Origin of the sequence: Streptomyces sp. NPDC096132 (assembly GCF_044763345.1) — a bacterium.
Taxonomy (GTDB): domain Bacteria; phylum Actinomycetota; class Actinomycetes; order Streptomycetales; family Streptomycetaceae; genus Streptomyces.
On sequence record NZ_JBIWGA010000013.1, the window covers coordinates 213699 to 238851 of the forward strand.

At 70.7% G+C, this 25153-nt stretch carries 25 protein-coding genes and 1 pseudogene; 11 read left to right on the forward strand and 15 right to left on the reverse strand.

The window, feature by feature from the left end; translation table 11 throughout:
* The first annotated feature begins 23 nt into the window (after window positions 1-23).
* Window positions 24-230 carry a hypothetical protein gene (locus ACIRF9_RS29360; RefSeq protein ID WP_403828103.1) on the forward strand — a complete coding sequence of 69 codons (207 nt, stop codon included), beginning with the start codon at window positions 24-26 and terminating at the stop codon, window positions 228-230.
* A 9-nt stretch (window positions 231-239) separates the two neighbouring features.
* Window positions 240-593 (forward strand): DUF952 domain-containing protein, encoded by a 354-nt coding sequence (locus tag ACIRF9_RS29365; RefSeq protein WP_403828105.1) that lies wholly within the window; start codon window positions 240-242, stop codon window positions 591-593.
* Here ACIRF9_RS29365 and ACIRF9_RS29370 read toward each other — a convergent pair.
* Together ACIRF9_RS29370 and ACIRF9_RS29375 are read right to left on the reverse strand one after the other, a co-directional pair.
* Window positions 579-1340 carry a VOC family protein gene (locus ACIRF9_RS29370; protein WP_403828107.1) on the reverse strand — a complete coding sequence of 254 codons (762 nt, stop codon included), beginning with the start codon at window positions 1338-1340 and terminating at the stop codon, window positions 579-581. The genes ACIRF9_RS29365 and ACIRF9_RS29370 overlap by 15 nt on opposite strands.
* A complete protein-coding gene (locus ACIRF9_RS29375) occupies window positions 1337-1747 on the reverse strand; it encodes a cupin domain-containing protein (protein WP_403828109.1) in 411 nt (136 codons plus the stop codon). Before ACIRF9_RS29375 ends, ACIRF9_RS29370 begins: the two co-directional genes overlap by 4 nt.
* Window positions 1748-1891: 144 nt before the next feature.
* Between ACIRF9_RS29375 and ACIRF9_RS29380 the strand changes: the two genes are divergently transcribed.
* On the forward strand, window positions 1892-2713 hold the full coding sequence (locus ACIRF9_RS29380) for a GNAT family N-acetyltransferase (RefSeq protein WP_403828110.1): 822 nt from the start codon (window positions 1892-1894) through the stop codon (window positions 2711-2713).
* Window positions 2714-3134: 421 nt separating this feature from the next.
* Here the strand turns inward: ACIRF9_RS29380 and sodN are convergent, their stop codons facing one another.
* Window positions 3135-3530, reverse strand: coding sequence for a superoxide dismutase, Ni (gene sodN, locus ACIRF9_RS29385; RefSeq protein ID WP_055634112.1), 396 nt, complete (start codon window positions 3528-3530; stop codon window positions 3135-3137).
* A 145-nt stretch (window positions 3531-3675) separates the two neighbouring features.
* Here sodN and sodX point away from each other — a divergent pair, with 145 nt between their 5' ends.
* Entirely contained in the window at window positions 3676-4110 is a 435-nt protein-coding gene (gene sodX, locus ACIRF9_RS29390) for a nickel-type superoxide dismutase maturation protease (protein ID WP_403828261.1), read from the forward strand.
* Here sodX and ACIRF9_RS29395 read toward each other — a convergent pair.
* Window positions 4014-4643: a CGNR zinc finger domain-containing protein gene (locus ACIRF9_RS29395; protein WP_403828112.1), complete on the reverse strand. Its 630-nt coding sequence runs from the start codon at window positions 4641-4643 to the stop codon at window positions 4014-4016. The two genes, sodX and ACIRF9_RS29395, sit on opposite strands and share 97 nt — an antisense overlap.
* 99 nt (window positions 4644-4742) lie before the next feature.
* Here ACIRF9_RS29395 and ACIRF9_RS29400 point away from each other — a divergent pair, with 99 nt between their 5' ends.
* The gene (locus ACIRF9_RS29400) at window positions 4743-5504 is read left to right on the forward strand and encodes a class I SAM-dependent methyltransferase (protein WP_403828114.1); all 762 of its coding nucleotides are present in this window, start codon (window positions 4743-4745) and stop codon (window positions 5502-5504) included.
* A 69-nt stretch (window positions 5505-5573) separates the two neighbouring features.
* On the opposite strand, the gene ACIRF9_RS29405 is transcribed toward ACIRF9_RS29400, so the two are convergent.
* Genes ACIRF9_RS29405 through ACIRF9_RS29415 form a run of 3 tightly spaced genes read right to left on the reverse strand, consistent with a single transcriptional unit; the run spans window position 5574 to window position 8301 of the window.
* Window positions 5574-6335 carry an amino acid ABC transporter ATP-binding protein gene (locus ACIRF9_RS29405; RefSeq protein WP_403828116.1) on the reverse strand — a complete coding sequence of 254 codons (762 nt, stop codon included), beginning with the start codon at window positions 6333-6335 and terminating at the stop codon, window positions 5574-5576.
* Window positions 6332-7300: an amino acid ABC transporter permease gene (locus ACIRF9_RS29410; RefSeq protein WP_403828118.1), complete on the reverse strand. Its 969-nt coding sequence runs from the start codon at window positions 7298-7300 to the stop codon at window positions 6332-6334. The genes ACIRF9_RS29405 and ACIRF9_RS29410 overlap by 4 nt, the downstream gene beginning before the upstream one ends.
* Before the next feature lie 38 nt (window positions 7301-7338).
* Window positions 7339-8301 (reverse strand): ABC transporter substrate-binding protein, encoded by a 963-nt coding sequence (locus ACIRF9_RS29415; protein WP_403828120.1) that lies wholly within the window; start codon window positions 8299-8301, stop codon window positions 7339-7341.
* A 607-nt stretch (window positions 8302-8908) separates the two neighbouring features.
* On the opposite strand from ACIRF9_RS29415, the gene ACIRF9_RS29420 reads away from it, so the two are divergent.
* From ACIRF9_RS29420 to ACIRF9_RS29435, 4 genes are all read left to right on the forward strand, one after another.
* Window positions 8909-10135, forward strand: a complete 1227-nt coding sequence (locus tag ACIRF9_RS29420; RefSeq protein WP_403828122.1) for an NADP-dependent malic enzyme — start codon at window positions 8909-8911, stop codon at window positions 10133-10135.
* A gap of 159 nt (window positions 10136-10294) precedes the next feature.
* A complete protein-coding gene (locus ACIRF9_RS29425) occupies window positions 10295-11260 on the forward strand; it encodes a zinc-binding dehydrogenase (protein WP_403828124.1) in 966 nt (321 codons plus the stop codon).
* A gap of 102 nt (window positions 11261-11362) precedes the next feature.
* On the forward strand, window positions 11363-11572 hold the full coding sequence (locus ACIRF9_RS29430; RefSeq protein WP_018571396.1) for a helix-turn-helix domain-containing protein: 210 nt from the start codon (window positions 11363-11365) through the stop codon (window positions 11570-11572).
* A complete protein-coding gene (locus ACIRF9_RS29435; RefSeq protein WP_403828126.1) occupies window positions 11572-12135 on the forward strand; it encodes a Clp protease N-terminal domain-containing protein in 564 nt (187 codons plus the stop codon). Before ACIRF9_RS29430 ends, ACIRF9_RS29435 begins: the two co-directional genes overlap by 1 nt.
* Window positions 12136-12164: 29 nt before the next feature.
* Here the strand turns inward: ACIRF9_RS29435 and ACIRF9_RS29440 are convergent, their stop codons facing one another.
* Together ACIRF9_RS29440 and ACIRF9_RS29445 are read right to left on the reverse strand one after the other, a co-directional pair.
* Entirely contained in the window at window positions 12165-13229 is a 1065-nt protein-coding gene (locus ACIRF9_RS29440; RefSeq protein ID WP_403828128.1) for a helix-turn-helix transcriptional regulator, read from the reverse strand.
* Between the two features lies 1 nt (window position 13230).
* On the reverse strand, window positions 13231-14172 hold the full coding sequence (locus tag ACIRF9_RS29445) for a DUF4097 family beta strand repeat-containing protein (protein WP_403828130.1): 942 nt from the start codon (window positions 14170-14172) through the stop codon (window positions 13231-13233).
* A gap of 157 nt (window positions 14173-14329) precedes the next feature.
* Between ACIRF9_RS29445 and ACIRF9_RS29450 the strand changes: the two genes are divergently transcribed.
* Window positions 14330-14509 (forward strand): DUF6104 family protein, encoded by a 180-nt coding sequence (locus ACIRF9_RS29450; protein ID WP_403828132.1) that lies wholly within the window; start codon window positions 14330-14332, stop codon window positions 14507-14509.
* Window positions 14510-14574: 65 nt separating this feature from the next.
* Here the strand turns inward: ACIRF9_RS29450 and ACIRF9_RS29455 are convergent, their stop codons facing one another.
* From ACIRF9_RS29455 to ACIRF9_RS29470, 4 genes are all read right to left on the reverse strand, one after another.
* On the reverse strand, window positions 14575-18375 hold the full coding sequence (locus ACIRF9_RS29455) for a multifunctional oxoglutarate decarboxylase/oxoglutarate dehydrogenase thiamine pyrophosphate-binding subunit/dihydrolipoyllysine-residue succinyltransferase subunit (protein ID WP_403828134.1): 3801 nt from the start codon (window positions 18373-18375) through the stop codon (window positions 14575-14577).
* A 312-nt stretch (window positions 18376-18687) separates the two neighbouring features.
* Window positions 18688-19788, reverse strand: coding sequence for a sensor histidine kinase (locus tag ACIRF9_RS29460; protein WP_403828136.1), 1101 nt, complete (start codon window positions 19786-19788; stop codon window positions 18688-18690).
* Window positions 19785-20525 carry a response regulator transcription factor gene (locus ACIRF9_RS29465; RefSeq protein ID WP_403828138.1) on the reverse strand — a complete coding sequence of 247 codons (741 nt, stop codon included), beginning with the start codon at window positions 20523-20525 and terminating at the stop codon, window positions 19785-19787. Before ACIRF9_RS29465 ends, ACIRF9_RS29460 begins: the two co-directional genes overlap by 4 nt.
* A gap of 122 nt (window positions 20526-20647) precedes the next feature.
* Window positions 20648-21346, reverse strand: coding sequence for a spermidine synthase (locus ACIRF9_RS29470; RefSeq protein WP_403828140.1), 699 nt, complete (start codon window positions 21344-21346; stop codon window positions 20648-20650).
* A 204-nt stretch (window positions 21347-21550) separates the two neighbouring features.
* Between ACIRF9_RS29470 and ACIRF9_RS29475 the strand changes: the two genes are divergently transcribed.
* On the forward strand, window positions 21551-22447 hold the full coding sequence (locus ACIRF9_RS29475) for a rhomboid-like protein (RefSeq protein WP_403828142.1): 897 nt from the start codon (window positions 21551-21553) through the stop codon (window positions 22445-22447).
* Between the two features lie 185 nt (window positions 22448-22632).
* Here ACIRF9_RS29475 and ACIRF9_RS29480 read toward each other — a convergent pair.
* Window positions 22633-23850 (reverse strand): annotated as a pseudogene (locus ACIRF9_RS29480) (sulfatase); the annotation flags it as partial.
* 143 nt (window positions 23851-23993) lie between these two features.
* Window positions 23994-25013, reverse strand: a complete 1020-nt coding sequence (locus ACIRF9_RS29485; RefSeq protein WP_403828144.1) for a DUF5954 family protein — start codon at window positions 25011-25013, stop codon at window positions 23994-23996.
* Between the last annotated feature and the right edge of the window lie 140 nt (window positions 25014-25153).

Here is a 25153-nt window from a genome sequence, read left to right on the forward strand (position 1 = left end):
CTCCTCCGCCCTACTCTGATGGCATGGACAGAGAACAACGCGTCTGTCCCGTCTGCGGGCAGTCCGTACAGTCCGTCGTCCGGCGCCACAAGACCCTGGGTGCGTGGGTCCCGCGCTGGGTGCCGGGCCCGTGCCACAACCCACGGTGCGAGGCATACGTGGAGGAGGGCACCCCCTTCCCCCACCATCACGAGGAGGAGCCCGACGCCCGGCCCGAGCCGACCGGATAGCGTGATCCCATGACCGAACCCCTTCCCCACGTCCTCCACATCACCGAACGCGCACTCTGGGCGGCGGCCCGCGAGCAGGGGGCCTACGAGTGGTCCACCCGTGGTCGCACCCTCGCGGAGGAGGGGTTCATCCACTGCTCCACCCGCGCCCAGCTCCCCAAGGTCGCGGCCTTCCTCTACGGCTCCTACGACGGCCCCGACGAGCTGGTGGTCCTCGTCGTGGACCCGGCCCGGCTGGACGTGCCGCTGAAGTACGAGGCCCCGGAACCCGGCGGCGAGGAGTTCCCGCACGTGTACGGGCCGATACCGGTGGACGCCGTGGTGGACGTGGAGCCCTGGGACCGGGCGTCAGGTGAGCGGTAGCCCGCCCGTCTCCGGGTCGCGGCCCGTCAGGCAGTACACGCCGCCCGCCGGATCGCGCATGACGGTCCAGCGCGGGTGGTCGGCGAGGTGGACCGCGCCGAGCCGCTCGTGCCGGGCGCGCACGGCGTCGATGCCGGTGCCGCAGGCCAGGTCGAGGTGGGCGGAGACGGGGCCCTCGGCTCCGAGCCGCTGGAGCAGGATGCGGACCGGTAGCCCCGGCGGGGGCGCGACCACATGGAACTCGGGGAGGGAGCCCGGCCGGGACGACCAGTCGGGCAGCAGACCGCTCCAGAACGCGACTTCGGCGTCGTACGCGGACGGCGGGACGTCGAGGCACACCTGGTCCAGCCGGCTGCCCCCGACCACGGGCGGCCGGACCGACTCCCCGTGCCACGGCACCACGCAGAACAGTCGGCCGGCGGGGGAGCGCAGCACGGACCACCCGTCGTGCGCGGCGGCCGTCCGAGCCCCCAGCTCCAGCGCCGCCGCGACGAACCCGGGCACGTCCTCCACCGCGAAGTCGAGATGCGCTCCGCCGTCCCCGCCCGCGACCCCCTGGACCTTCACACAGGCGTCGGCGCCGCCGTCCGGCAGCAGGGTGACGAACTCGTCGCGCTCACCGCGGGGTTCGGACAGCGAGGTGTCCGTGACAGCGGTCCAGAAGGCGCAGGCCGTCGCGAACCGCTCGGCGGGCCGGTCGACGAAGGCGTACATCCAGCGGACCGGGGTGTGGGTGCGGGAGCTCATGGGGTGATCGTAGGTCCGCCTCGGCTTGGTGACGGTCCGTCGACGTTGAACGTGGACTGCCCGGTGCCGGCGCGCACGACGATGATGTCCGCGGGCTCCGCGGTGGGGTTGCTCTCCCGGTGCACCATGCCCTTCGGCACGTAGACGAAGTCGCCCGGTCCGGCCTCCACGGTGTTCGAGCCGTCGGGGCCGAACTCCATCCTCAGGGCGCCCGTGAGGACGTAGATGACGGACTCGCACGCGCCGTGGTGATGCCACCCCGAGACCATGCCGGCCTCGGTGCGCACGAACCCCGACCATGTCCCCTCGGTGGCGAAGGCCTGCTGCCGGTCCATCCCGGGGGTCGGCGGCCCCGGCCGTCTGCCGTCGGGCGTGACCACCAGCACCTGATCGTGCGGAACGTCCATGACGACTCCCTTCCGTCCGACCCGTCGAACGGCGACCGCATCTGAGTACGCGTACTCAGGGCAGCTGCGTCGTACGGTCCTGTCGCGGCGCGATCCCCTCTTCCCATGATGCAAGGCACCACCCTGCGTCGAAAGAGGAGCCCTATGGATCGTGACCTGCAGCTTCGTTCCGCGACTCCGGAGGATCTCGACTGGATCCACGAGCTGCGTCACCGGGTGTACGCCCAGGAGCTGGGCCAGCACGCGCCCCATCCGGCCGGGCGGCTTCGCGACGGACTGGACGGCGAGAACGTCTACCTGGTCGCGGCGCGCGGCGCGGACGAGCTGCCGCTGCTCGGCGAGGACGAGGTGTTCGAGGTGCGGATCCTCACCGTGGAGCCGCGCTGGCGCGCCACCGCGGCGGCACGACTGCTCATGTACGCGGCGCTGCGCTGGATCGCCGCCCGGGGCGGCCGCCGGGTGGTGGCGATGGGCCGCACCGAGCTGCTCGACATGTACCTGGCCACCGGCCTGCGCCGGGTCGGCCGTACCGTCCACAGCGGCGCGGTGACGTTCGAGGTGCTCACCGGCGGCGTGGCCGAGCTGACGAGGGGCACGACGGAGCGCCATCGCGGCACGCTGGAGCGTCTGCGGTCCCGGGTGGACTGGCGGCTGGACGTGCCGTTCGCGCCCCGGCCGGACGGCTGCGAACACGGCGGCGCCTCGTTCACCGCCATCGGCACGGACTTCCGGAGCTGCACCGACGCCATGAGATCGTCGCCGCCGACGTCCTGGACGCCTGGCGGAGGTGGCCCGGGGCCGAGGTGGCCCGGGGCAGGGGCGGCCCGGGGACGGCGGTGGCCGGGGCGTATGTGGCCGGGGACGGAGGCGGCCCGGGGGCTGAGGTGGCCCGAGGCGCGGGGGCGGCCCGGGGACGGCGGTGGCCGGGGCGTATGTGGCCGGGGACGGAGGCGGCCCCGGGGCTGAGGTGGCCCGAGGCGCGGGGGCGGCCCGGGGGCTGAGGTGGCCGGGGACGGCGGCCCGGGGGCTGAGGTGGCCCGAGGCGGGGGCGGCCCGGGACGAAGGCGGCCCGGGGGCTGAGGTGGCCCGGGGCGGAGGCGGCCTGGGGCTGGAGGTGGCCGGGGCGGAGGCGGCCCGGGGGCTGAGGTGGCCCGGGGCGGAGGCGGCCTGGGGCTGGAGGTGGCCGGGGCGGAGGTGGCCGGGGCTGGAGGTGGCCGGGGGGCGGAGGTGGCCGGGGCTGGAGGCGGCCGGGGGGCGGAGGTGGCCGGGGCTGGAGGCGGCCGGGGGGCGGAGGTGGCTGGGGTGGAAACGACCGCACCCGGACCGTCAGGGAGCCGAGTTCGGCGTCCTGCGGCCCGGGTGCGGGCAAGGAGACACTGCGACCGAGTCAGGCCTTCTTGGTCTCCCAGAAGATCTTGTCGATCTCGGCGATCAGCTCGAGAGCCTTCTCACCGGTCTTCGGGTCGGTCGACGCCTTGGCGGCCGACAGGGCCTTCAGGGTGTCGTTGACCAGCACGTGCAGCTGGGGGTACTTCTCGAAGTGCGGGGGCTTGAAGTAGTCGCTCCACAGCACGGAGACGTGGTGCTTCGCGAGCTCGGCACGCTGCTCCTTGATGACGGTGGCGCGCGCCTGGAAGTGCGGGTCGTCGTTGGCGGCCATCTTCTCCTGAACGGCCTTCACCGACTCCGCCTCGATGCGGGCCTGGGCCGGGTCGTACACACCGCAGGGCAGGTCGCAGTGCGCGCTGACCTTGACCTTGGGGGCAAACAGGCGGGAAAGCATGGAGCATTCCTTCCTCGTGATCGTCTTCTCAGGTGGGACATTACTCCCTGCAAGACGGGTTTTCGCGGGTGCCCCCATGGGCTTAGGACAAAAGTCCGGGGTCAGACTGAGACTGGTGGAGGAACGGACCGGGGAGGTGCCGGGGATGCCGGAACTGTCGCAGGAGACCGAGCGGGGGAGGGCCGTGGCGCCCTTCGGGCTGGCCGAGGTGACCGGGCCGTCCATGGTGCCCACGCTGTACCACGGGGATCAGCTGGTGGTGCAGTACGGGGCGCGGGTGAGGGCCGGGGACGTGGTCGTGCTGCGGCATCCCTTCCAGCAGGACCTGCTCGTCGTGAAGCGGGCCGTCGAGCGGCGCGACGGGGGGTGGTGGGTGCTCGGGGACAACGCGTACGCCGGGGGTGACAGCACCGACTACGGGACCGTGCCCGACGAGCTGATCCTGGGCAAGGTGCGGCTGCGCTATCGGCCGCTGAAGCCGGATCAGCGCTCGCCGCTGGCGGTGGTGCGCTGGGCGCTGTCGGCGGCCAGGCCGGTGCTGGCGGTCCGCTCGGCCTCCAGGCGCTTGCGGGCGCGGTAGGCGGCCACGTTGGCGCGGGTCGCGCAGCGGTCGGAGCAGTAGCGCCGGGAGCGGTTGGTCGAGGTGTCGAGGTAGGCGTTGCGGCAGGGGGACGCCTCGCACAGGCCCAGCCGGTCGACGCCGTACTCCGTCAGGTGGAACGCCAGGCCCATCGCGGCGATGGCCGCGTAGCCCGCCGTCGCGTTCGACGGGTGGTCGGCGAGGTGCATGTGCCACAGCGGGCGGCCGTCGTCGTCGCGGTAGTCGTGGCCGGAGATCTGCGGGCTCACCGGGAACTCCAGAAGGAGGGAGTTCAGCAGGTCCACGGCGAGGGTCTCGTCGCCGTGGTCGGCGGCCTCGAAGACCGCGCGCAGCCGGGCCCGGACCGAGCGGAAGCGGGTGACGTCCGCGTCGGTGGCGCGGCGGGCGGCCGACTGGTTGCCGCCGAAGAGATCGCGGACGGCCTCGACCGAGGTCAGCGTGTCCTTGCCCCGGGCCGGTTCCTCGCTGTTGACGAGACGCACGGCGTAGTCCGAGTAATAGGCCAGTTCCACTTGTAGTCCTTACGGATGGGCTCTATGGTCGTGAGTGCGGTCGGGTAACGGCTGATCGTGCTTTCAGGGTATTACGCGACGGGCGACGAGGGGGCTTCCATGACCACCACCGGCACCGGAACCGACTGGCAGGCCTGGCAGGAGAGCTGGGACCGTCAGCAGGAGTGGTACATGCCCGACAGGGAGGACCGCTTCCGGATCATGCTGGACATGGTGGAGGCGCTGGTGGGGCCGGAGCCCCGGATCCTCGACCTCGCCTGCGGCACCGGCACCATCACCGCCCGGCTGCTGGCCCGCCTCCCTGGCGCCACCAGCACCGGCGTCGACCTCGACCCGGCCCTCCTCGCCATCGCCGAGGGCACCTTCGCGGGGGACGACCGGGTCACCCTGGTGACGGCCGACCTCAAGGACCCGGACTGGCCGGCGCGCCTGCCGTACGACGCGTACGACGCCGTCCTGACCGCCACGGCCCTGCACTGGCTGCACAGCGAACCCCTCGCGGTCCTCTACGGTCAGGTCGCGGAACTCGTCCGCGACGGCGGTGTCTTCATGAACGCGGACCACATGATCGACGACACCACGCCCCGGATCAACGCGGCGGAGCGCGCGCTGCGGCACGCCCGCATGGATCAGGCCAAGGCCGGCGGCACCCTCGACTGGGCCGAGTGGTGGCAGCTCGCCGCACAGGACCCGGTCCTGGCCGGCCCCACGGCCCGCCGCTTCGAGATCTACGGCGAGCACGCCGAGGGCGACATGCCGTCCGCGGCGTGGCACGCGCGCGTGCTGAGGGAGAAGGGCTTCAGCGAGGCCCGGCCGGTGTGGGCGTCACCGTCGGACACCCTGCTGCTGGCCCTGAAGTGAGCGTCCCTCCCGGCAGACACTGAAGGGGCGGTACGGAGATTCCGTACCGCCCCTTCACCGTCGTACGCGCTACAGCACCTTGGACAGGAACGCCTTCGTCCGCTCGTGCTGCGGGTCGGTCAGGACGTCGCGGGGGTTGCCGGACTCGACGACCACACCGCCGTCCATGAAGACCAGGCTGTCGCCGACCTCGCGGGCGAAGCCCATCTCGTGGGTGACGACGACCATCGTCATACCGGACTCGGCCAGGTCGCGCATGACGTCGAGGACGTCACCGACCAGCTCCGGGTCCAGGGCCGAGGTCGGCTCGTCGAACAGCATCAGCTTCGGGTCCATGGCCAGCGCCCGGGCGATGGCCACGCGCTGCTGCTGGCCGCCGGAGAGCTGCGAGGGGTAGTTCCCGGCCTTGTCGGCCAGGCCCACCCGGTCCAGGAGCTCCCTCGCCCGCTCCTTGGCCTGGGCCTTGCTCGCGCCCTTGACCTGGACCGGGGCCTCGATGACGTTCTCCAGCGCCGTCATGTGCGGGAACAGGTTGAACCGCTGGAACACCATGCCGATGTCCCGGCGCTGCAGGGCGACCTCGCTGTCCTTGAGCTCGTACAGCTTGTCGCCCTTCTGGCGGTAGCCCACCAGGTTCCCGTCGACGTACAGCCGGCCGGCGTTGATCTTCTCCAGGTGGTTGATGCACCTGAGGAACGTGCTCTTGCCGGAGCCGGACGGGCCGATGAGGCAGAACACCTCACCGGTGTTGACCTGCAGGTCGATGCCCTTGAGGACCTCGACCATGCCGAAGGACTTGTGGACGCCCTCGGCCTTCACCATCGCGGTCATGCCGCACTCCTTTCGCGGCCGATCGAGACCAGGTTCGCCTTGATCTTCTGGAAGACCGTGGGCGGGAGGCTGCGGCTGGAGCCACGGGCGTAGTAACGCTCCAGGTAGTACTGGAAGACGCTGAAGATGCTGGTCATGACCAGGTACCAGATGGAGGCGACGAAGAGCAGCTCCATCACGGCGAACGACGAGGAGCCGATCACCGAGGTCGAACGCAGCAGCTCGTTGTACGTCACCACGTACACCAGCGACGAGGTCTTCAGCATGTTGATGAACTCGTTGCCGGTCGGCGGCACGATCACCCGCATCGCCTGCGGGATGACGATCCGGCGCAGCGTCTTGCCGTGGCTCATGCCCAGGGCGTGGGACGCCTCGGTCTGCCCCTCGTCGACGGCGAGCAGGCCGGCGCGGCAGATTTCGGCCATGTACGCGGCCTCGTTCAGACCGAGGCCGAGCAGGGCGCACATGAACGGCGTCATGACGTCCGTCATCTCGTCCTTGTAGATCGGACCGAGGTTCAGGACGGGGAAGATCAGCGCCAGGTTGAACCACATCAGCAGCTGGACGTAGACCGGGGTGCCACGGAAGAACCAGATGTACAGCCAGGCGACCGAGCTGGTCACCGGGTTCTTCGACAGACGCATCACGGCCAGCAGAACGCCCAGGACCACGCCCATCACCATGGCCAGGACGCTGATCAGCAGCGTGCGCCCGGCGCCCGCGACGACGGTCGAGTCGAACAGCTTGTCGCCGACCGTCGACCACTGGATGTCACCGTTGGCGAACGCGTTGATCAGCAGCGCGAGCAGCGCGATGACCACGACGGCGCTGACCCAGCGGCCGTAGTGGCGCACCGGGATGGCCTTGATGGCCTCCGGCGGGCCGGAGAACGCCGAGTCCTTGGCGACCGGTGGGGTGTCCTCCGGTGGTGCTCCCGCCGGGGTCTTGTCGAGCTTGTCAGTCATGGGGACTGCCCTTCAAAGGCTCAAGAGGTGCGGGTGGATCAGCTGCCGCTGTTGATCGCGGCGGCCTTGATCGCACCGCTCTCGGCGCCCCACTTCTCCAGCACCTTCTGGTAGGAGCCGTCCTTGATGATCGCGTCGACGGCCTCCTTCAGGGCGTCGCGCAGCTGGGTGTTCTGCTTGTCGACCACGATGCCGAACGGAGCGGCCTCGTACTGCTGGTCGAGGACCTCGAAGGTGTTGCCGCCGCCGGCCTTCTCGGCCATGTCCACGGCGACCGGGTAGTCGTTGACGCCGGCCACGGCACCGCCGGACTTCACGCGGGTCTGTGCCTCGGTGTCGTTCTCGAAGGACTCGATCTTGAGGGCCTTCTTGCCGTCCGTGGTGCACTTCTTGGACTGCGTCTGCAGGGCCTCCTCGTACGTGGTGCCCCGCTGCACCGCGACCGTCTGGCCGCAGAGGTCGTCCATGGACGTGATGCCCTTGGGGTTGCCCTTCTGGACGTAGATGGCCGTACCGGCGGTGAAGTAGTCGACGAAGTCCACGCCCTCGCCGAGCTTCTTGCCGCTGTCGTCCAGGCCCTCCTGGCGCTGCTTGTTGTCCGTGATCGACGACATCGCGATGTCGTAGCGGCCGGTGTTGACCGCGGTGATCAGGGTGTCGAAGCCGCCCGAGGTGAACTGGAACTCGACGCCGAGCTGCTTGCCGAGCGCGGCCGCGATGTCGGGGTCGACGCCGACGATCTTGCCGCCCTCGACGGACTCCATCGGCGCGTACTCGGCGTTGGTGCCGACCTTGATGACGCCGGCCTTCTGGATCTTGGCCGGGAGCTTGGAGAACAGGGGAGCGGCGCCGGCGCTGGTCGACGACTCGGAGGAGCTGCCGCCACTTTCGGTCTGGTCGCCGCAGGCGGACAGCAGCAAGGCGCCCGCGACCGCGAGAGAGCCGACCGCTGCCAGGCGGGTGCGCGCGGCGGTCGTGTGTCGGGTGGTGCGTGCGGTCATGGTGGGTTCCTCCGGCGGATGGATGGAGATGCCGATGGTTCGACAAATGCCGATGGGTCGACGAGAACACACACCTTTGGGTGTCGCGACCTCGTGTGATTACGGCATCTTGCCATTCGGACTACGCCATTCAGGGGACCAGCCATGTCAAAATCGCATAACGGGCGATCCCCGAGCCGCACAGTCCGGGCCAACACGCCCGGATGACGCCGGACCATCTGCGGGAATCCGCCCCTCCGGCCGGAGGATCTTCGGTTCATCTCATCACGTGATCGCCCACTGTGCGACCCGCACGTTGACTTGAGTCCGTGTCAAGGGTTTACCGGCCCTTGGCCAGTCTTCGCACATGACTCATGTCACTCGTGATCACCTCTGTGCAAGGTCCACAGACCGAGGGATGTGACCTTGCACGGATTGGACTCGTCGGCTGTGGTCTCCGTCCGGTAAGAAGGTTCTTTACACCCCTCATCCGGGGCTCAGGGCGCGTGTGCGGCGCGCCCGACGCGCAGGCGCCCGTACGCATCACCTCTGGGGCCCGCGCGATGCCCGCCCACTCCTCACCCGGAGTGGCCACCCTCAAACCAAGAACACCTAAGGGGTACAACAAGTGGCAGCGGAGATCGTCAATCCTCGCAGCGAGAGCGCGGACCAGGGCCCGGAAGGCGGTGCGGAGCCCCTCGATTCGTTCGACCCGGCCTTCGCGCTGCACCGCGGCGGAAAGATGGCCGTGCAGGCCACCGTCCCGATCCGTGACAAGGACGACCTGTCCCTCGCTTACACGCCCGGCGTCGCACGCGTGTGCACCGCGATCGCGGAACAGCCGGAGCTGGTGAACGACTACACGTGGAAGTCGTCCGTCGTCGCCGTCGTCACCGACGGCACGGCCGTCCTCGGCCTCGGGGACATCGGGCCGGAGGCGTCCCTTCCTGTGATGGAAGGCAAGGCGATTCTGTTCAAGCAGTTCGGCGGTGTGGACGCGGTTCCGATCGCGCTCGCCTGCACGGACGTGGACGAGATCGTCGAGACCGTGGTCCGCCTCGCGCCCTCGTTCGGCGGAGTCAACCTGGAGGACATCTCGGCACCGCGGTGCTTCGAGATCGAGCGCCGGCTCCAGGAGGCGCTCGACATCCCGGTCTTCCACGACGACCAGCACGGTACGGCGGTCGTGACGCTGGCGGCGCTGCGCAACGCGGCCCGGCTGAGCGGACGGTCCATCGGCGACCTGCGGGCCGTCATCTCGGGCGCCGGCGCGGCCGGTGTCGCCATCGCCAAGATGCTGGTCGAGGCCGGTATCGGCGATGTCGCGCTCACCGACCGCAAGGGCATCATCTCGGCGGACCGCCAGGACCTCACCGACGTCAAGCGCGAGGTCGCCGGCTTCACCAACAAGGCGGGGCTGAGCGGCTCGCTGGAGGACGCGCTGGCCGGCGCGGACGTCTTCATCGGCGTCTCCGGCGGTACGGTCCCGGAGGAGGCGGTGGCCTCCATGGCCGAGGGCGCCTTCGTCTTCGCCATGGCCAACCCGAACCCCGAGGTGCACCCCGACGTCGCCCACAAGTACGCGGCGGTCGTCGCCACCGGGCGGTCGGACTTCCCGAACCAGATCAACAACGTGCTGGCGTTCCCCGGGATCTTCGCGGGGGCGCTGCAGGTGCGGGCGTCCCGGATCACCGAGGGGATGAAGATCGCGGCGGCCGAGGCGCTGGCCGGGGTCGTCGGTGACGATCTCGCCGCCGACTACGTGATTCCGTCGCCGTTCGACGAGAGGGTCGCGCCCGCGGTGACGGCTGCGGTGGCTGCCGCTGCACGCGCCGAGGGCGTTGCTCGTCGCTGACGATGCCTCGAATGGCCCCGTCCCCTTGGACGGGGCCATTTCTTTGCCCACCCGCCCCGGCCGTTCGGGTGGTGACAAGGCCCGACTGGTTGGCAACAGGGCATGTCTCACAGTGGCCCCCGGTTTCGCCCTCCCCTCCCCACCCCTATCGTCGTGTTCATGTTCGCCGCCTACGCCGCCCGAATCGACCGCGACCAGCCGCTTTCCGGACTGGAGTTGGGGGAGCGACCCGCCCCCGAGGCCCGGCCCGGCTGGAGTACCGTCACCGTGCGGGCCGCGTCCCTCAACCATCACGACCTCTGGTCCCTGCGCGGCGTCGGCCTCGCGGAGGACAAGCTGCCGATGATCCTCGGGTGCGACGCCGCCGGTGTCGACGAGGACGGCAACGAGGTCGTCCTGCACTCCGTCATCGGCCAGACCGGGCACGGGGTCGGGCCGAAGGAGCCCCGCTCCATCCTCACCGAGCACTACCAGGGCACCTTCGCCGAGCGGGTCGCGGTGCCGACCTGGAACATCCTGCCCAAGCCCAAGGAGCTGTCCTTCGAGGAGGCGGCCTGTCTGCCCACCGCGTGGCTGACGGCGTACCGCATGCTCTTCACCAACGCGGGCGTCCGGCCGGGCGACTCGGTGCTCGTCCAGGGGGCCGGTGGTGGTGTCGCCACCGCCGCGATCGTCCTCGGGAAGGCCGCCGGGCTGCGGGTCTTCGCGACCAGCCGGGACGAGGCCAAGCGGAAGCGGGCGCTGGAGCTCGGCGCCGTCGAGGCGGTGGAGCCGGGCGCGCGGCTGCCGCAGCGCGTGGACGCCGTCATCGAGACCGTCGGCGCCGCCACCTGGTCCCACTCGGTGAAGTCGCTGCGGCCCGGCGGGACGCTCGTCATCTCCGGTGCGACGAGCGGCGACCGGCCCTCGCACGCCGAGCTCACCCGGATCTTCTTCCTGGAGCTGAAGGTCGTCGGTTCCACCATGGGGACCAAGGAGGAGCTGGAGGACCTGCTCTCCTTCTGCGCCGCCACCGGTGTCCGACCCGTCATCGACGAGGTGCTCCCGCTGGACCGAGCCCGTGAGGGCTTCGAACGGCTCTCGTCCGGCGACCAGTTCGGCAAGATCGTGCTCACCAACGGCTGAGCCGCTCCTCAGCGGGCCCGGGGAAATCCGGGCCCGCCTTTTTTGCGCCGAGATTGTCAACTGTGGTTGACAAGGGAGAGGGTGTCAACCTACGTTGACATCATGACCGAAGCAACGGATCTCGCCGAGCGTGCCGGCGACCGCGATCCACGGGTCGGACTGCGCGCCGTCGCCGCACTGCGCCGGCTGCTGGAGCAGCTGGAGGCCGTGCAGGTGCGCAGTGCGCGCAACCAGGGCTGGTCGTGGCAGGAGATCGCCGCGGAGCTCGGAGTCAGTAGGCAGGCCGTGCACAAGAAGTACGGGAGGCAATGATGTTCGAGCGGTTCACGAAGGACGCCCGCGACGTGGTGCGCGGTGCCGTCGAACGCTGCGAGGGGGCGGGGGCCCGGACCGTCGGGACCGAGCATCTGCTGCTCGCGCTGCTGGACCGGGAGGGGAGCCGGGCGTCCTTCGCGCTGGCCGCTCTCGGACTCGCCGAGCGCAAGGACGCGGTACGGGAGGCGCTGGAGGAGACACGCCGGCGCGGCGGCCTGTCCCGCGCCGAGACCGATGCCCTCGCCGAGCTGGGCATCGACGTCTCGGAGATCGTCTCCCGGGTCGAGGAGACGCACGGCGTCGGCGCGCTGTCCGGCGGTGCGAAGGGAGCGGGACGGTGGGTGGGACGTCCGGCCTTCGGCCGGGGCGCCAAGCGGATCCTGGAACAGTCCCTGCGGATGGCGCTGGCCCACCGCGACCGGCGCATCGGCGACGAGCACCTCCTCCTCGCCCTGACCGTCCACCCCGGCCCGGTCGCCGAGGTCCTCGCCGACCACGGCGTGACCCATGCGTCCCTGACTCGGGTGCTGTACGGCGGGGGAGAGGCCAAGGCGGGCTGACCAGGGCCCCTCCTCTCCTCCCCGGAGCCTCAGACCTTCGGCGCTCGCAGTATGGCCCCGATGTGCGCCGCCGCCGACGACAAGTGGCGGCGGGCGTCGCGCAGTTGGTCGGAGGTGACCCCGTGGTCGCGGGCGGCGTCGCGGATGTCGTCCCGGAAGCGGTCGAGCAGGCGGTCCAGATCGCGGGCCGGGTCCCCGCTGGAGTCCTCGTGGGCCCAGGCCGGCTCGTAGTCGGCGGGGAAGTCCTCCGGGGTCCGGGAGTACTCCGGGTGGGCGGTCGCCCCCGGGGCCGACGGCGCGGACGACTCCGTACCGCCGGAGGAGCGGCCGAAGCCGAGATCCTTGCCGAACTCCTTCCCGAAGTCCTTGCCGAACTCGCCGAACTCCCGGGCCAGCTCGGTCAGGCCCTCGCGGACGCCCGTCGGCCAGTCGCCGCGCGCGAAGTGGTCCTGGACCTGCTCCTGGACCCGCCGTGCGATGCGCTGCATCTCCTCCTGCGCCTGGGCCCGGGCATGGTCCTGCGCCTCCTTGGCCTGGCGGCGGGCCCGCTGGGCCTCCTCACGGGCCCGGCGGCTCTCGTCCTTGGCCCGCCGGGCCTGTTCCTTCCACTCCTGCTTGACGCGGCGCATCTCCTCCTTGGCGACGCGCCAGGACTCCTTGTCCGTGTACTCGCCCTGGTCCGGGACCGTGCCGGTGCGGTTGTCGCGCCGGGCCTCGGAGGCCGCCGCCCGCATCTCGCGCCGCAGATCGCCCGCCGCGCCCCGCACATCGGCCCGGATCTCCGCGGCCAGCTCGGCGACCGACTCGCGGATCTCCAGCTCCAGGTCGGCCAGTTCGCCGCTGCGGTCGGCCAGTTCGGCCCGGCCCGCGTCGGTGATCGCGTACACCTTGCGGCCGCCCTCGGTGGTGTGGGTGACCAGGCCCTCGGCCTCCAGCTTGGCCAGCCGCGGGTAGACCGTGCCCGCCGAGGGGGCGTACAGCCCTTGGAAGCGCTCCTCCAGGAGGCGGATCACCTCGTAGCCGTGGCGCGGGGCCTCGTCCAGCAGCTTCAGCAGATAGAGGCGGAGGCGGCCGTGGGCGAAGACGGGAGGCATGTCAGAGCACCTTCTTGTCGGTCGTGCTGTCGGCCGGGCCGCCGGAGGAGGCTTCGACGCCCGGGCCGGAAACGGCATTGTCTCCCGGGCCGGGGGTCGCGTCGCTCGTGGCTGGTGCGCCGGGGACCGGTTCGTCCTCCGTCGGTGGGCGGCGCAGCAGGGCGATGGAGCCGGAGACCGTGGTGGCCTTCAGCCGGCCGTTGCCCGCGCCGAGGCGGCCGGTGATGCGCTTGGTGCCCCACTGGCCGCTGACCCGGAGGTCCTCGAAGGCGTTGGAGACCGCGCCGCTCGCGGTGTTCGCCTCCACCTCCGCGTCCGCCGGATGGGGCAGCCGGATGGCGATCTCGCCCGAGACGTTGGTCAGGGAGATCTCCGTGGGCCTGCTCGTCGGGTCGACGTCGACGATCATCGAGCCGCTCACCGAGTCGGCCTTGACGGACGAACCGGCCTCCACGACGGTCAGGTCCCCGGAGACGGAGTTGAAGCGCAGATCGCCGGTGAGGGCCTGGGCCTCCACGCTCCCCGACACCGTGTCCGCGCGGACCGCGCCCGCGAGGCCCACCAGGGTGGCGTCACCGGTGACGCCCTTGACCTCGGTACGTCCGTCGATCCCGGACACCGTCGCGCCGGCGCTCACCACACCCAGCTCCACGCGGGTGCCGGCCGGGACGGCCAGGGAGACCACGGCACTGCGCCGCCATCCCTTGCGGTCGAGCCACTTGAGGAAGCCCTTCCAGGGCAGATCCTCGTAGGCCACCGTCAAGGTGCCGTCGCGATGGCTCACCGCCAAGGGTGGCCCCTCGATGCTCGACACCTCCAGGTGGGCGGGGCCCTCGTCCGTGCCCACCACGTTCACCGTGCCGTCGACGATGCGGACGTGCAGCGTGCTGACGGGCTCGTCGAAGGTGAGCCTCCTCGGCTCGGCGACGGACCATTCGGACATGGCAGGACCTCCTCGGCACAGCGCATCGCGCCATATCGCGTCTTCTTCAATTCACGATATATCGCGGCCGTGGGAAGTCAAGACACCCGTGAGAGTGACCGCTGCGCCTACCCTTGGCACAGAGACCGACAGGTGCAGGCAGGAGCAGGAGCGAGAGTTGTACTTCACCGACCGAGGCATCGAGGAGCTGGAGAAGCGGCGCGGCGAGGAGGAGGTCTCCTTCGAGTGGCTCGCCGAGCAGCTGCGGACGTTCGTCGACCTGAACCCGGACTTCGAGGTGCCGGTCGAGCGCCTCGCGACCTGGCTCGCCCGGCTGGACGACGAGGACGACGACTGACCACACGGCAAAGAGCCCGTCCCCGGAGATTCCGGGGACGGGCTCTTTGCCGTTCGGTCAGAGGCTCACGCCTCGAACACCTCGCGCACCAGCTGCTCCTGCTCCGCCTGGTGGCGCTTGGCGGAGCCGACGGCCGGGGACGAGCTGTGCGGCCGCGAGATGCGGCGCAGGCGCTCGCCGTGCGGGACGTCGGCGCCGACCGCCAGGTCCAGGTGGTCGATCAGGTTCAGGGCGATGAACGGCCAGGCACCCTGGTTGGCCGGCTCCTCCTGGACCCACAGGTACTTCTCGGCGTTCGGGTACTTGTTGACCTCGGCCTGGACCTCGGCACCCGGCAGCGGGTACAGCCGCTCGAGGCGGATGATCGCCGTCTCCGTGTCGCCGCGCTTCTGACGCTCGGCCTCCAGGTCGTAGTAGACCTTGCCGGCGCAGAAGACGACCTTCTTGACGGCGGCCGCGTCCGTGATCACCGTGTCGCCGATGACCGGGCGGAACCCGCCGCTCGTGAACTCCTCCGTCTTGGACGCGGCGGCCTTCAGACGCAGCATCGACTTCGGGGTGAAGACGATCAGCGGCTTGTGGTGCGGGTTGTGCACCTGCCACCGCAGGAGGTGGAAGTAGTTCGACGGGAGCGTGGGCATGGCCACCGTCATGTTGTTCTGGGCGCAGAGCTGGAGGAAGCGCTCGACGCGGGCCGAGGAGTGGTCCGGACCCTGGCCCTCGTAGCCGTGGGGGAGGAGGAGCGTGACGCCGCTCGTCTGGCCCCACTTCTGCTCGGCCGCCGAGATGTACTCGTCGACCACCGTCTGCGCGCCGTTGACGAAGTCGCCGAACTGCGCCTCCCACATCACGAGCGCGTCGGGGCGGGCCAGCGAGTAGCCGTACTCGAAGCCCATGACCGCATACTCGGACAGCAGGGAGTTGTAGACGTTGTAGCGCGCCTGGTCCTCGCCGAGGTACTGGAGCGGGGTGTGCTCCTCGCCCGTCTCGCGGTCGATGAGGACCGCGTGGCGCTGGCCGAAGGTGCCGCGCTGGGAGTCCTGGCCCGACAGGCGGACCGGGGTGCCCTCCAGGAGGAGGGAGCCGACCGCGAGGGTCTCGCCCATGCCCCAGTCGATCGTGCCGTCCTCGACCATCGTCGCCCGGCGCTGCAGCTGCGGCAGCAGACGCGGGTGCACGTGGAAGTAGTCGGGGATGTTGACCTGGGACTCCGCGATCCGCTTCACGACCTCCGTGGAGATCGCGGTGTTCACGGCGACCGGGAACTCCGCCTGCGGATCCGACACCGGTACCGCGCTCGACTGGGCGGTGATGGCCTCGCGGACCTCCGTGAAGACCTTCTCCAGCTGGCCCTGGTAGTCCTGCAGCGCCTGCTCGGCCTCTTCCAGGGTGATGTCGCCGCGACCGATCAGGGACTCGGTGTACAGCTTGCGCACCGAGCGCTTCTTGTCGATCAGGTCGTACATCAGCGGCTGGGTGAAGGCCGGGTTGTCCGACTCGTTGTGACCGCGGCGGCGGTAGCAGATGAGGTCGATCACCACGTCCTTGTTGAACGCCTGGCGGAACTCGAAGGCGAGCCGCGCGACGCGGACCACGGCCTCCGGGTCGTCGCCGTTCACGTGGAAGATCGGGGCCTCGATCATCCTCGCCACGTCCGTCGCGTACATCGACGAGCGGGACGACTCCGGGGCGGCGGTGAAGCCGACCTGGTTGTTGATGACGATGTGGACCGTGCCGCCGGTGCGGTAGCCGCGCAGCTGCGACATGTTCAGGGTCTCGGCCACCACGCCCTGGCCCGCGAAGGCCGCGTCGCCGTGCAGGGCCACCGGCAGGACGGTGAAGTCCGTGCCGCCCTTGTTGATGATGTCCTGCTTGGCGCGGGCGATGCCCTCGATGACCGGGTCGACCGTCTCCAGGTGGGACGGGTTCGCGGCCAGCGAGACCTTGATCTGCTCGCCGTCGAGGCCGGTGAAGGTGCCCTGGGCGCCCAGGTGGTACTTCACGTCGCCGGAGCCGTGCATCGACTTCGGGTCGAGGTTGCCCTCGAACTCGCGGAAGATCTGCGCGTACGACTTGCCGACGATGTTCGCGAGGACGTTCAGGCGGCCGCGGTGGGCCATGCCGATGACGACCTCGTCCAGGCGCGACTCGGCCGCGCTGTCGATGACCGCGTCGAGCAGCGGGATGACGGACTCGCCGCCCTCCAGGGAGAAGCGCTTCTGGCCGACGTACTTGGTCTGCAGGAAGGTCTCGAAGGCCTCGGCGGCGTTCAGCCGGCGCAGGATGCGCAGCTGCTCCTCGCGCTCCGGCTTGGTGTGGGCGCGCTCGATGCGGTCCTGGATCCAGCGGCGCTGCTTCGGGTCCTGGATGTGCATGAACTCGATGCCGGTGGTGCGGCAGTACGAGTCGCGCAGCACGCCGAGGATGTCGCGCAGCTTCATCAGGGACTTGCCGGCGAAGCCGCCGACGGCGAACTCGCGCTCCAGGTCCCACAGGGTGAGGCCGTGCTCGGTGATGTCCAGGTCGGGGTGCTTGCGCTGGCGGTACTCCAGCGGGTCGGTGTCGGCCATGACGTGGCCGCGGACCCGGTAGGAGTGGATCAGCTCGAAGACCCGCGCGGCCTTGGTGACGTCGTCGTCGTGCGAGGCGTCGATGTCCTTGAGCCAGCGGACCGGCTCGTAGGGGATGCGCAGGGCCTCGAAGATCTCGTCGTAGAAGCCGCCCTCGCCGAGGAGGAGGTTCGCGACGATCCGCAGGAACTCGCCGGAGGCGGCGCCCTGGATGACCCGGTGGTCGTAGGTCGACGTGAGCGTCATGACCTTCGAGATGCCGAGCTTGTTCAGGGTGTCCTGGCTGGTGCCCTGGAACTCCGCGGGGTAGTCCATGGAACCGACGCCCATGATGACCGACTGGCCGGGCATCAGGCGGGGCACGGAGTGGACGGTGCCGAGGCCGCCGGGGTTGGTCAGGGAGACCGTGACACCGGTGAAGTCGTCCATCGTCAGCTTGCCGTCGCGGGCGCGGCGGACGATGTCCTCGTAGGCCTGCCAGAACTCGAAGAAGTTCAGCGTCTCGGCCTTCTTGATGCCGGCGACGACGAGCTGGCGGTCACCGTTGGGCTTCACCAGGTCGATGGCCAGGCCGAAGTTGACGTGCGGCGGCTTGACGAGGGTGGGCTTCCCGTCCTTCTCCGCGTAGTGCCAGTTCATCGACGGCATGGCCTTGATGGCCTGCACCATCGCGAAGCCGATCAGGTGCGTGAAGGAGATCTTCCCGCCCCGGGCGCGCTTGAGGTGGTTGTTGATGACGATGCGGTTGTCGAACAGCAGCTTCACCGGGACCGCGCGGACCGAGGTGGCGGTCGGCAGCTCCAGGGAGGCGTTCATGTTCTTGGCGACCGCGGCGGCGGGGCCGCGCAGCGTGATCAGCTCCGGGCCCTCGGGGGCCGCGGCGGCGGGCGCGGCCTTGGCGGCGGCGGCCGGCTTCGGGGCCGCGGCGGGCCTCGCCGGAGCCGGGGCCGGAGCGGCCGGGGCGGGTGCGGCGGCCGCGGGCTTCGGGGCGGCGGCCGGGGCCGGGGCCGGCACGGAGGCGGTCGGAGCCGGGGCGGCGGGCGCCGGGGGCGTGGTGGTCCCTGCGGCCCCCGCGGCCGCAGTACCCGCCGGAGCCGGGGCGGAGGCCGCGCCCGGCTTGTAGTCGGCGAAGAAGTCCCACCAGGCACGGTCTACCGAATTCGGGTCCTGGAGGTACTGCTGATAGATCTCGTCGACGAGCCACTCGTTCGGGCCGAACGCGGCAGCGGGGTTCTTGCCCGCATGGTCTGCGTCGGTCGAGATGCTCGATGCGTTACTGGGGGACTGTGGCGACACGGCGGCAACCGCCCTCTTCCGCTTCACAAGGTGATGGACAGCGGGAATAAAGGCTACGCCTCCAAGACCGTGAAGGTCAGGTCGAGCCGCTCCATCGTCGCGTAAGTCACATCGGAAAGTGTGTTTCGGGGGTGGAAATGGCGGGAAACAAGCGCGGTTGCCCTGTGAAATGGGTGTGTTGACGCAGGTCACGCACGCTGAGCGTGCGGACCCCGGCGGACCCGCGCCGACCTGCGCGGGTCCCTGACCTGATCACACGTGTCTCGCAGGGCGGACAGCCGTGGATCTTGTGGCTCCGGTTCGCACTTTACGTCAACTTGGCAGAGAAGGCTCTCCCGGAAGAGTGACAAGAATCCGGCAACCCCGCTCGGATTCGGCCACTCCGATCCGGCCGCCGTGCAGATCGACCGCCCAGCGGGCGATCGCCAGCCCCAGTCCCGTACCGCCGTCACTGCCCGGACCGTGCGGCCGGCGCACGGATCCCCGGTTGAACCGCTCGAACACGCGGTGCCACTCCGAACGCGGGATGCCCGGCCCCTCGTCCAGGACCTCCAGCTCCAGCGACTCCGGCAGCGCCCCGCGGCGCGCCTTCACCGTCACCCGGCCGTGTGGCGGGCTGTGCTTGACCGCGTTGTCGATCAGGTTCGCGACGACCTGGTGGATGCGCTCCGGGTCCGCGTGCGCGGTCAGCTCCGGCGGGGTGACGTCCAGATGCAGATGGACGTCCGTCCGCGTGTGATTCCCGCCCGAGCCCATGGTCGCGCGCGCCGAGGAGACCATGTTGGCCTCCTTCAGCACGCCCGACAGATACGGCCACACCTCGAAACGGCGCTTGCGCAGGGGGACGACGCCGTTGTCGAGGCGGGACAGGTCGAGCAGCGTCTCCACCAGCCGCCCGAGCCGCTCCGTCTGCTTCAGCGCCGTACGCATCGTCTCGGGGTCGGCCTCGGCGATGCCGTCGACCACGTTCTCCAGGACGGCGCGCAGGCCCGCGATGGGGGTGCGCAGCTCGTGCGAGACGTTCGCCACCAGCTCCTTGCGCTGGGCGTCCTGCGCCTCCAGCTCGTCCGCCATGACGTTGATCGTCTGGGCCAGGTCGCCCAGCTCGTCCCAGCGGTTCTCGCGCACCCGGCGGGTGTAGTCGCCGTGCGAGATGGAGCGGGCGACCGCGTTCATCTCGTCCAGCGGCGCGGTGAGCGAATGCGCCACGAACTGCGTAATCAGCAGCGTGGCGATCATCGAGAAGACCGTGATGAAGCGCAGCTCCGTCTTGGTGTGCACCGCGATCATCGACAGACCCGTGGTGATCAGCACCGAGATGACGACCAGCGCACCCAGCTTGGTCTTGATCGAGAACGGGCGTACGCCGCCCCAGGGCTCCCCGGGGCTTCTCGGTCCGTCCGCGCCGCTCATGGCGTCGGGGTCTCCAGCGCGTAGCCCACGCCGTGCACCGTCCGGATCCGCTCGGCACCGATCTTCCGGCGCAGCGCCTTGATGTGGCTGTCGACCGTGCGGGTGCCGGAGGCGTCCGCCCAGTCCCAGACCTCGGCGAGCAGCTGCTCACGGGAGAGCACCGCGCGCGGCGTGTTCGCCAGGCACACGAGCAGGTCGAACTCGGTGGGCGTGAGGTGCACGTCCTCCGAGCGCACCCGCACCCGGCGCTGCGCGTGGTCGATCTCCAGCTCGCCGAGCCGCAGGATCCCGCTGCGCGGCGTGGTGGCCGCGATCGCGGCCCGCTCCACCCGGCGCAGCAGCACGTGCACGCGTGCGGCCAGTTCCCGCATCGAGAACGGCTTGGTCATGTAGTCGTCGGCGCCCACGCCGAGCCCGACCAGCATGTCGGTCTCGTCGTCGCGCGCGGTGAGCATGAGGACCGGCACCGGACGGGCGGCCTGCACGCGCCGGCAGACCTCCAGACCGTCGAAGCCGGGCAGCATGATGTCGAGGATCAGCAGATCGGGCTGCCAGGCCTCGGCGGTGTCGACGGCCGCCGGGCCGTCGCCCGCCGTTTGCACGAGGAATCCCTCGGCGCGCAGGCGGACCGCGATGGCGTCGACGATGGTCGGGTCGTCCTCGACCACCAGAACGCGCCGCTGCGCGCCCGGGGTCGCCGTCGTCGTGCCGTTGTGCGAGGTGTGTGTCTGCTCCATCGCCCGCCCCTGAGTGTGCTTTCCGGAACCAGTGGGGTGATCCCTTGTCTGCGCATGACTGCGGTTGACGCGTAAATGATCGGCGTCAGGGATGCAACGTACCCGGAGTCACCTCGCCATTGCTATCCAGGTCTGACGGCGGGGCGAACGGCGAGGTGCACGACGTCCGGCACGCCTCGGGCAACGGGGATCTCTTCGGTACGCACCTGTTGGAACCCGGCATTCCCCAAGGTTCCCTCGAATTCCGGAGAGGGCTGCGCGGACCAGACGGCCAGTACGCCACCGGGTGTCAACACCCTTGCACAGCCCGCGAGTCCGGCCACCGAGTAGAGGCCGTCGTTGTCCTCGGTGACGGTCCAGCCGGGCCCGTTGTCGATGTCCAGACATACCACGTCGAACGTGTCGCATGTCTCATTGACGTAATCCAGCAGGTCCGTTTCCACGATCTTCGTGCGCGGATCGGCGAGGGCCCGCGCGGATACGGCGGACAGAGGCCCGTCGAGATGCCAGTCGACGACGGCCCGCTCGCGCTCCACGACGGTGACGGCGCGCCAGCGCGGTTCGGCGGCGGCGTGCGCGAGCGAGAAGCCCACTCCCAGGCCGCCGATCAGCAGGTCGGGTGCGGGGCGGCCGTCCAGCGCGGCCAGCGCGGCGTCCACGAGCAGTCGCTCCGAGCGGCCGTCGGAGGTGTCCATCAGGAAGCAGCCGTTGGCGATGATCTGGAGCAGTTCGCCGTGCCGGCGTAACACGATCTCGCCGTGGGGTCCCTCGCGCCGGTCGAGCACTTCGGGTACGTCGTGGAGGTCGTACGAGGCGGACATCAACCCATCCTGGCACTTCCCTGACGGTTCGTTGAGGTATTCGGGAGACCGCAGGCCGGACGGGGGTGAGGGGCCGGTGTGACGCTGACGAACTCCTGTGCGCTGAACCTTCCGGAGCCCTGAGGAAATCTCAGAGCTTGCTGTGAATCGGCCCCCGCGTGGCGCCGATCACAGACAGGGCACAGGTCGGGCACGAAGGGTGGGGTGAAACGGAAGGAGCGCCTCACAGTGGAACCCACGGCGGCCCGTACGAGCCCGCCCCTTCCCGACGTCTCCGGTCTGCTGGACGGCATCCCCGGCCAGCGCGTCCCACGGCCGGTCACGCAACCCGTCGAGGCGAGCCCGCGCACCCGGCGCGCAAGCCTGCCGCGGATCCCCGTCCCCTTCACCCTGTCCTACGCCGCCGTCCTCGCCGTCACCTCCTTCGTCGCCGCGCACGCCGACCCGGCCCTCGTGCACACCCTCCATCAGGGCTCCAGCACCGATGTGGCCCATCTGCTGCGCACCCCGGCGCTGGTGCTGATCGCCAGCGCGCTGTGGGTGGCAGGCGGTCTCCTCTCCCCCTTCACTCTCGGCTTCCTGATCGTCCTCAGCGCGCTGGAGCGGCGCCTCGGCGGCGCCCGGACAGCCGTCGTCTTCCTGCTCGGGCACGTCCTGGCCACCCTCGCGACCGAGGTCCCCGTGGGCCTCGCCGTCCTGGTCGGCCATCTGCCCGACAGCTCGCTGCACCGCCTCGACTACGGCATCAGCTTCGGCGTCGCCACGAGCGTGGGCGCCCTGGCCGGGCTGCTCCGGCCGTGGCTGCGGTGGCCCCTGCTCGCCGCGTTCGGCGCGATGCTGCTCCAGGACCTGATCGCCTTCACGGACCCGCTGACCAACTGGGGGCATCTGATCGCGCTGGCGATCGGGGTGGGGACGTGGCCGTGGGTGCGGCGCTGGAGCCGGGGTGGCAGCGCCGTATCAGGGCCTGACGGCGATCAGACCCCTCGCGCCGCCGCGAGCCCCCGCGCCAACCCTGGAATTCCCAACCGCTGCTCGTCCTCCGCACTCGCCCCGTGCAGCAGATTGGTCAGCTGGTACGGGTCCGCGCGCAGGTCGTAGTACTCGCGGAAGAGGACCTCGCCGGAGCCCCGGGGGCGGCCGTCGGTGTCCAGGCGGCCCCGGTAGTACTCGGTGTACTGCTCGGTCTTCCCCACGTACGAGGCCCAGGTGTGGATCGGCACCTTGTCCTGGCGGTTCCACCACCACTCGGCGAGGACGTGGTGGCGGTCGTTGCGCGGGTCGAGGAGGGAGTGGCCGTCGTGCGGGGTGTCGGGGGTGACGCCGGCGGCGGCCAGCAACGTGGGCGCGATGTCGACGTGGCAGGTGAGGCGGTCGTCGGTGCCGCCCCTGGCCAGGCCGCCGGCCGGCCACGACATGAGGAACGGCACCTCCAGGCTCGGCCGGTACGGCACCGACTTGCGCAGCCAGCCGTGGTCGCCCCAGCACAGGCCGTGGTCGCTGGTGAACAGCACCAGGGTGTTCTCCAGCCGGCCCAGCTCGCGCAGCTTGTCGTGGAAGTCGCGCATCGCGTCGTCCACGGAGAGCAGGGTGCGCAGCTGGCGGGCGCGCAGGGCCCTGCCCTCGTCGAAGGAGTGGTGGGCGGCACGCAGGAACGGTGGCTTGTCGGCCTTGTCGGCCTTGGCGGTCTCGAAGACCGAGGGGCGGCCGTCCCAGGAGGGCACGCGCGCGTGGGCGTACTTTCCGTCCGGGATGTTCACCTCGTGCGCCGCGCGCGTGGCGACGTACGCGAACCAGGGGCGGGTGTCCGTGCGGGACTTCTCGATGAAGGCGAGGGCGCGGTCCTTGATGACGGTGGTGTTGTAGCCGGGGATGGTCCGGACGGTGCCGCCGTCGTTGTAGTGGCCGTTGGTGTAGGCGACCGGTTCCTGGAGGAGCCACTCGTCGAAGTGGGGCGGGTTGTCGGCGGGGTGCCAGTAGTTGAGGTACTTGCCGAACAGGCCGGTGCGGTAGCCCGCCTCCTGCAACCGGCGCTGGACGGTGGTGTGCTGGTCCAGGTGGGAGGGGTGGCGGGTGTCGAGGACGCCGTGGTGGTGGGCGTACCGCCCGGACATGATGGACGCCCTGGACGGCGCGCACAGCGGGGTGTTGGCGTGCGCGCGCTCGAAGGTGACGCCGTCGCGGCCCAGCCAGTCGAGGGTCTGCCGCAGTGCCCAGTCGGTGCCCTTGGGCTGGTCGTCGGTGAGGACGAAGAGGATGTTCGGGCGGTGGTCGGAGCGGGTGCGCGGGCGGGGCGTCGGGGTGGGGGAGGGGGTGGGGGTCGCGCTTCTGCGGGCCGCCGGGGCGGGGGTGGCCGCGGCCGGGGTCCGTCCGTCGCCGGCGGTGCGGGCCGCGCGTACGGCCAGGGAGGTGGTGACCGCCGCGGCCGCGATCGCGGTGGCTCCGGCGACGAGGGTGCGGCGGCCCGGCCGGCGCCCGTCGGTCGTCTCGGATGCGTCGCTCATGGCGTCCCCCTGGCCCCGTTGTGCCCGAGTTTCGGGCGGCTTGCTCACTGTGAACAGGCTTGCAGTGTGCGTGAATTGCCTGTGAGTTCTGTTGCGGGGGTGCGGCGGAAGCCTTGCGAAGGTATGGCGGCCTCGGGCGTGGGTCAGTCGTCGTAGCGGACGGTGCCGTCCTCGCGCAGGGTCGGGTGGATCTTCATGGGGCCGTACTCGTCGACGTCCGACGGGCGGGGCGGCTCGGGGCCGTCCGGGCCCATGCGGATCATGCGTTCGACGCGGCAGACCCGGAACAGCCGGTCCTCCACGCTCGCCTCGTCGGCCCGGCCGGCCGCCCGGAACGCCTCGGCGGCGCGGGCGTAGCGGGCCTTCTTCCGGTCGTCGTAGCGGTACAGCATCGCCCAGACGCGGGACATCCCGTCGTAGAGCGAGCGGCGGGCGTCGTGCGGGGTCGGGTGCAGGGAGCCGCACGGGGTCCAGCCGGCGTCGCCGCGCTCGGCCACCGCGAAGCCGACGGGCAGCCGCACCACGTCCGGGTGCGTGGCGGCCGCCCGCGCGGAGTCAGCGCGCACGTCGGCGGGGAAGCGCGCGCCCGTGTAGACGAAGTCGCGCAGGCCGAGGCGCAGGGCGCCCGCCATCGGCCCCTCGTCGCGGCCGGGGTCCAGGGCGAAGCCCACGTCCGGGGAGGGGTCTGCGGCCCGCTCCTCCCACACGGGGGACACGGGCTCCGGGTCGGTGGGCCGGGGCGGTTCCAGGCCCTCGTCGCCGGTCCGTGCGAACTCGTCGCCGCGTACGACGCGGTAACGCACGCCCAGCGCCTCCACCTCGTCGGCCGGGTCGCGCTCCAGCACCGACACGGCCGCGAGCAGCGCGCGCCGGACTGCGGGGTCGTCGGTGCCGTCCTTCGCCGTGAACCACAGGTGCGAGTTCAGCCCGTCCCGGGCCTGCTGGGGCATGCCGTCCACCACCGGCTTCAGCAGCCGCCAGCGCGGTTCGGCGCCGATGGGGTCCCAGGAGGCGACACCGAAGACGGGTCCGCGCAGCGCGATGTGGGGGTAGCGCCGGGAGGCCTCCACGGCGTCCGCCTCCATCACCCAGGCGACCGGGTCGTCCCGGCGGACCAACTCCGCGTGCAGGGCGTCGAGTCGTCGCTTCCAGTCATCGGTCATACGCGCATTGTGGTCGCGGGGTGGGGTGGCTTCGGGGTGAATGCCGGAAGTGGGTGGGCGGGGTGGGGGAAGCGGGGAGCGGAGAGGCATGTCCGGCGGCGCACCACCCCTGGGCGCGCCCCCGAGCGCCCTGGGGTGTC

Coding starts and splice junctions, on each gene's coding strand:
- ACIRF9_RS29360 (WP_403828103.1), top strand. CDS start 24: ATGGACAGAGAACAACGCGTCTGTCCCGTCTGCGGGCAGTCCGTACAG.
- ACIRF9_RS29365 (WP_403828105.1), top strand. CDS start 240: ATGACCGAACCCCTTCCCCACGTCCTCCACATCACCGAACGCGCACTC.
- ACIRF9_RS29370 (WP_403828107.1), bottom strand. CDS start 1,340: ATGAGCTCCCGCACCCACACCCCGGTCCGCTGGATGTACGCCTTCGTC.
- ACIRF9_RS29375 (WP_403828109.1), bottom strand. CDS start 1,747: ATGGACGTTCCGCACGATCAGGTGCTGGTGGTCACGCCCGACGGCAGA.
- ACIRF9_RS29380 (WP_403828110.1), top strand. CDS start 1,892: ATGGATCGTGACCTGCAGCTTCGTTCCGCGACTCCGGAGGATCTCGAC.
- sodN (WP_055634112.1), bottom strand. CDS start 3,530: ATGCTTTCCCGCCTGTTTGCCCCCAAGGTCAAGGTCAGCGCGCACTGC.
- sodX (WP_403828261.1), top strand. CDS start 3,676: ATGCCGGAACTGTCGCAGGAGACCGAGCGGGGGAGGGCCGTGGCGCCC.
- ACIRF9_RS29400 (WP_403828114.1), top strand. CDS start 4,743: ATGACCACCACCGGCACCGGAACCGACTGGCAGGCCTGGCAGGAGAGC.
- ACIRF9_RS29405 (WP_403828116.1), bottom strand. CDS start 6,335: ATGACCGCGATGGTGAAGGCCGAGGGCGTCCACAAGTCCTTCGGCATG.
- ACIRF9_RS29410 (WP_403828118.1), bottom strand. CDS start 7,300: ATGACTGACAAGCTCGACAAGACCCCGGCGGGAGCACCACCGGAGGAC.
- ACIRF9_RS29415 (WP_403828120.1), bottom strand. CDS start 8,301: ATGACCGCACGCACCACCCGACACACGACCGCCGCGCGCACCCGCCTG.
- ACIRF9_RS29425 (WP_403828124.1), top strand. CDS start 10,295: ATGTTCGCCGCCTACGCCGCCCGAATCGACCGCGACCAGCCGCTTTCC.
- ACIRF9_RS29430 (WP_018571396.1), top strand. CDS start 11,363: ATGACCGAAGCAACGGATCTCGCCGAGCGTGCCGGCGACCGCGATCCA.
- ACIRF9_RS29435 (WP_403828126.1), top strand. CDS start 11,572: ATGTTCGAGCGGTTCACGAAGGACGCCCGCGACGTGGTGCGCGGTGCC.
- ACIRF9_RS29440 (WP_403828128.1), bottom strand. CDS start 13,229: ATGCCTCCCGTCTTCGCCCACGGCCGCCTCCGCCTCTATCTGCTGAAG.
- ACIRF9_RS29445 (WP_403828130.1), bottom strand. CDS start 14,172: ATGTCCGAATGGTCCGTCGCCGAGCCGAGGAGGCTCACCTTCGACGAG.
- ACIRF9_RS29460 (WP_403828136.1), bottom strand. CDS start 19,788: ATGAGCGGCGCGGACGGACCGAGAAGCCCCGGGGAGCCCTGGGGCGGC.
- ACIRF9_RS29465 (WP_403828138.1), bottom strand. CDS start 20,525: ATGGAGCAGACACACACCTCGCACAACGGCACGACGACGGCGACCCCG.
- ACIRF9_RS29470 (WP_403828140.1), bottom strand. CDS start 21,346: ATGTCCGCCTCGTACGACCTCCACGACGTACCCGAAGTGCTCGACCGG.
- ACIRF9_RS29485 (WP_403828144.1), bottom strand. CDS start 25,013: ATGACCGATGACTGGAAGCGACGACTCGACGCCCTGCACGCGGAGTTG.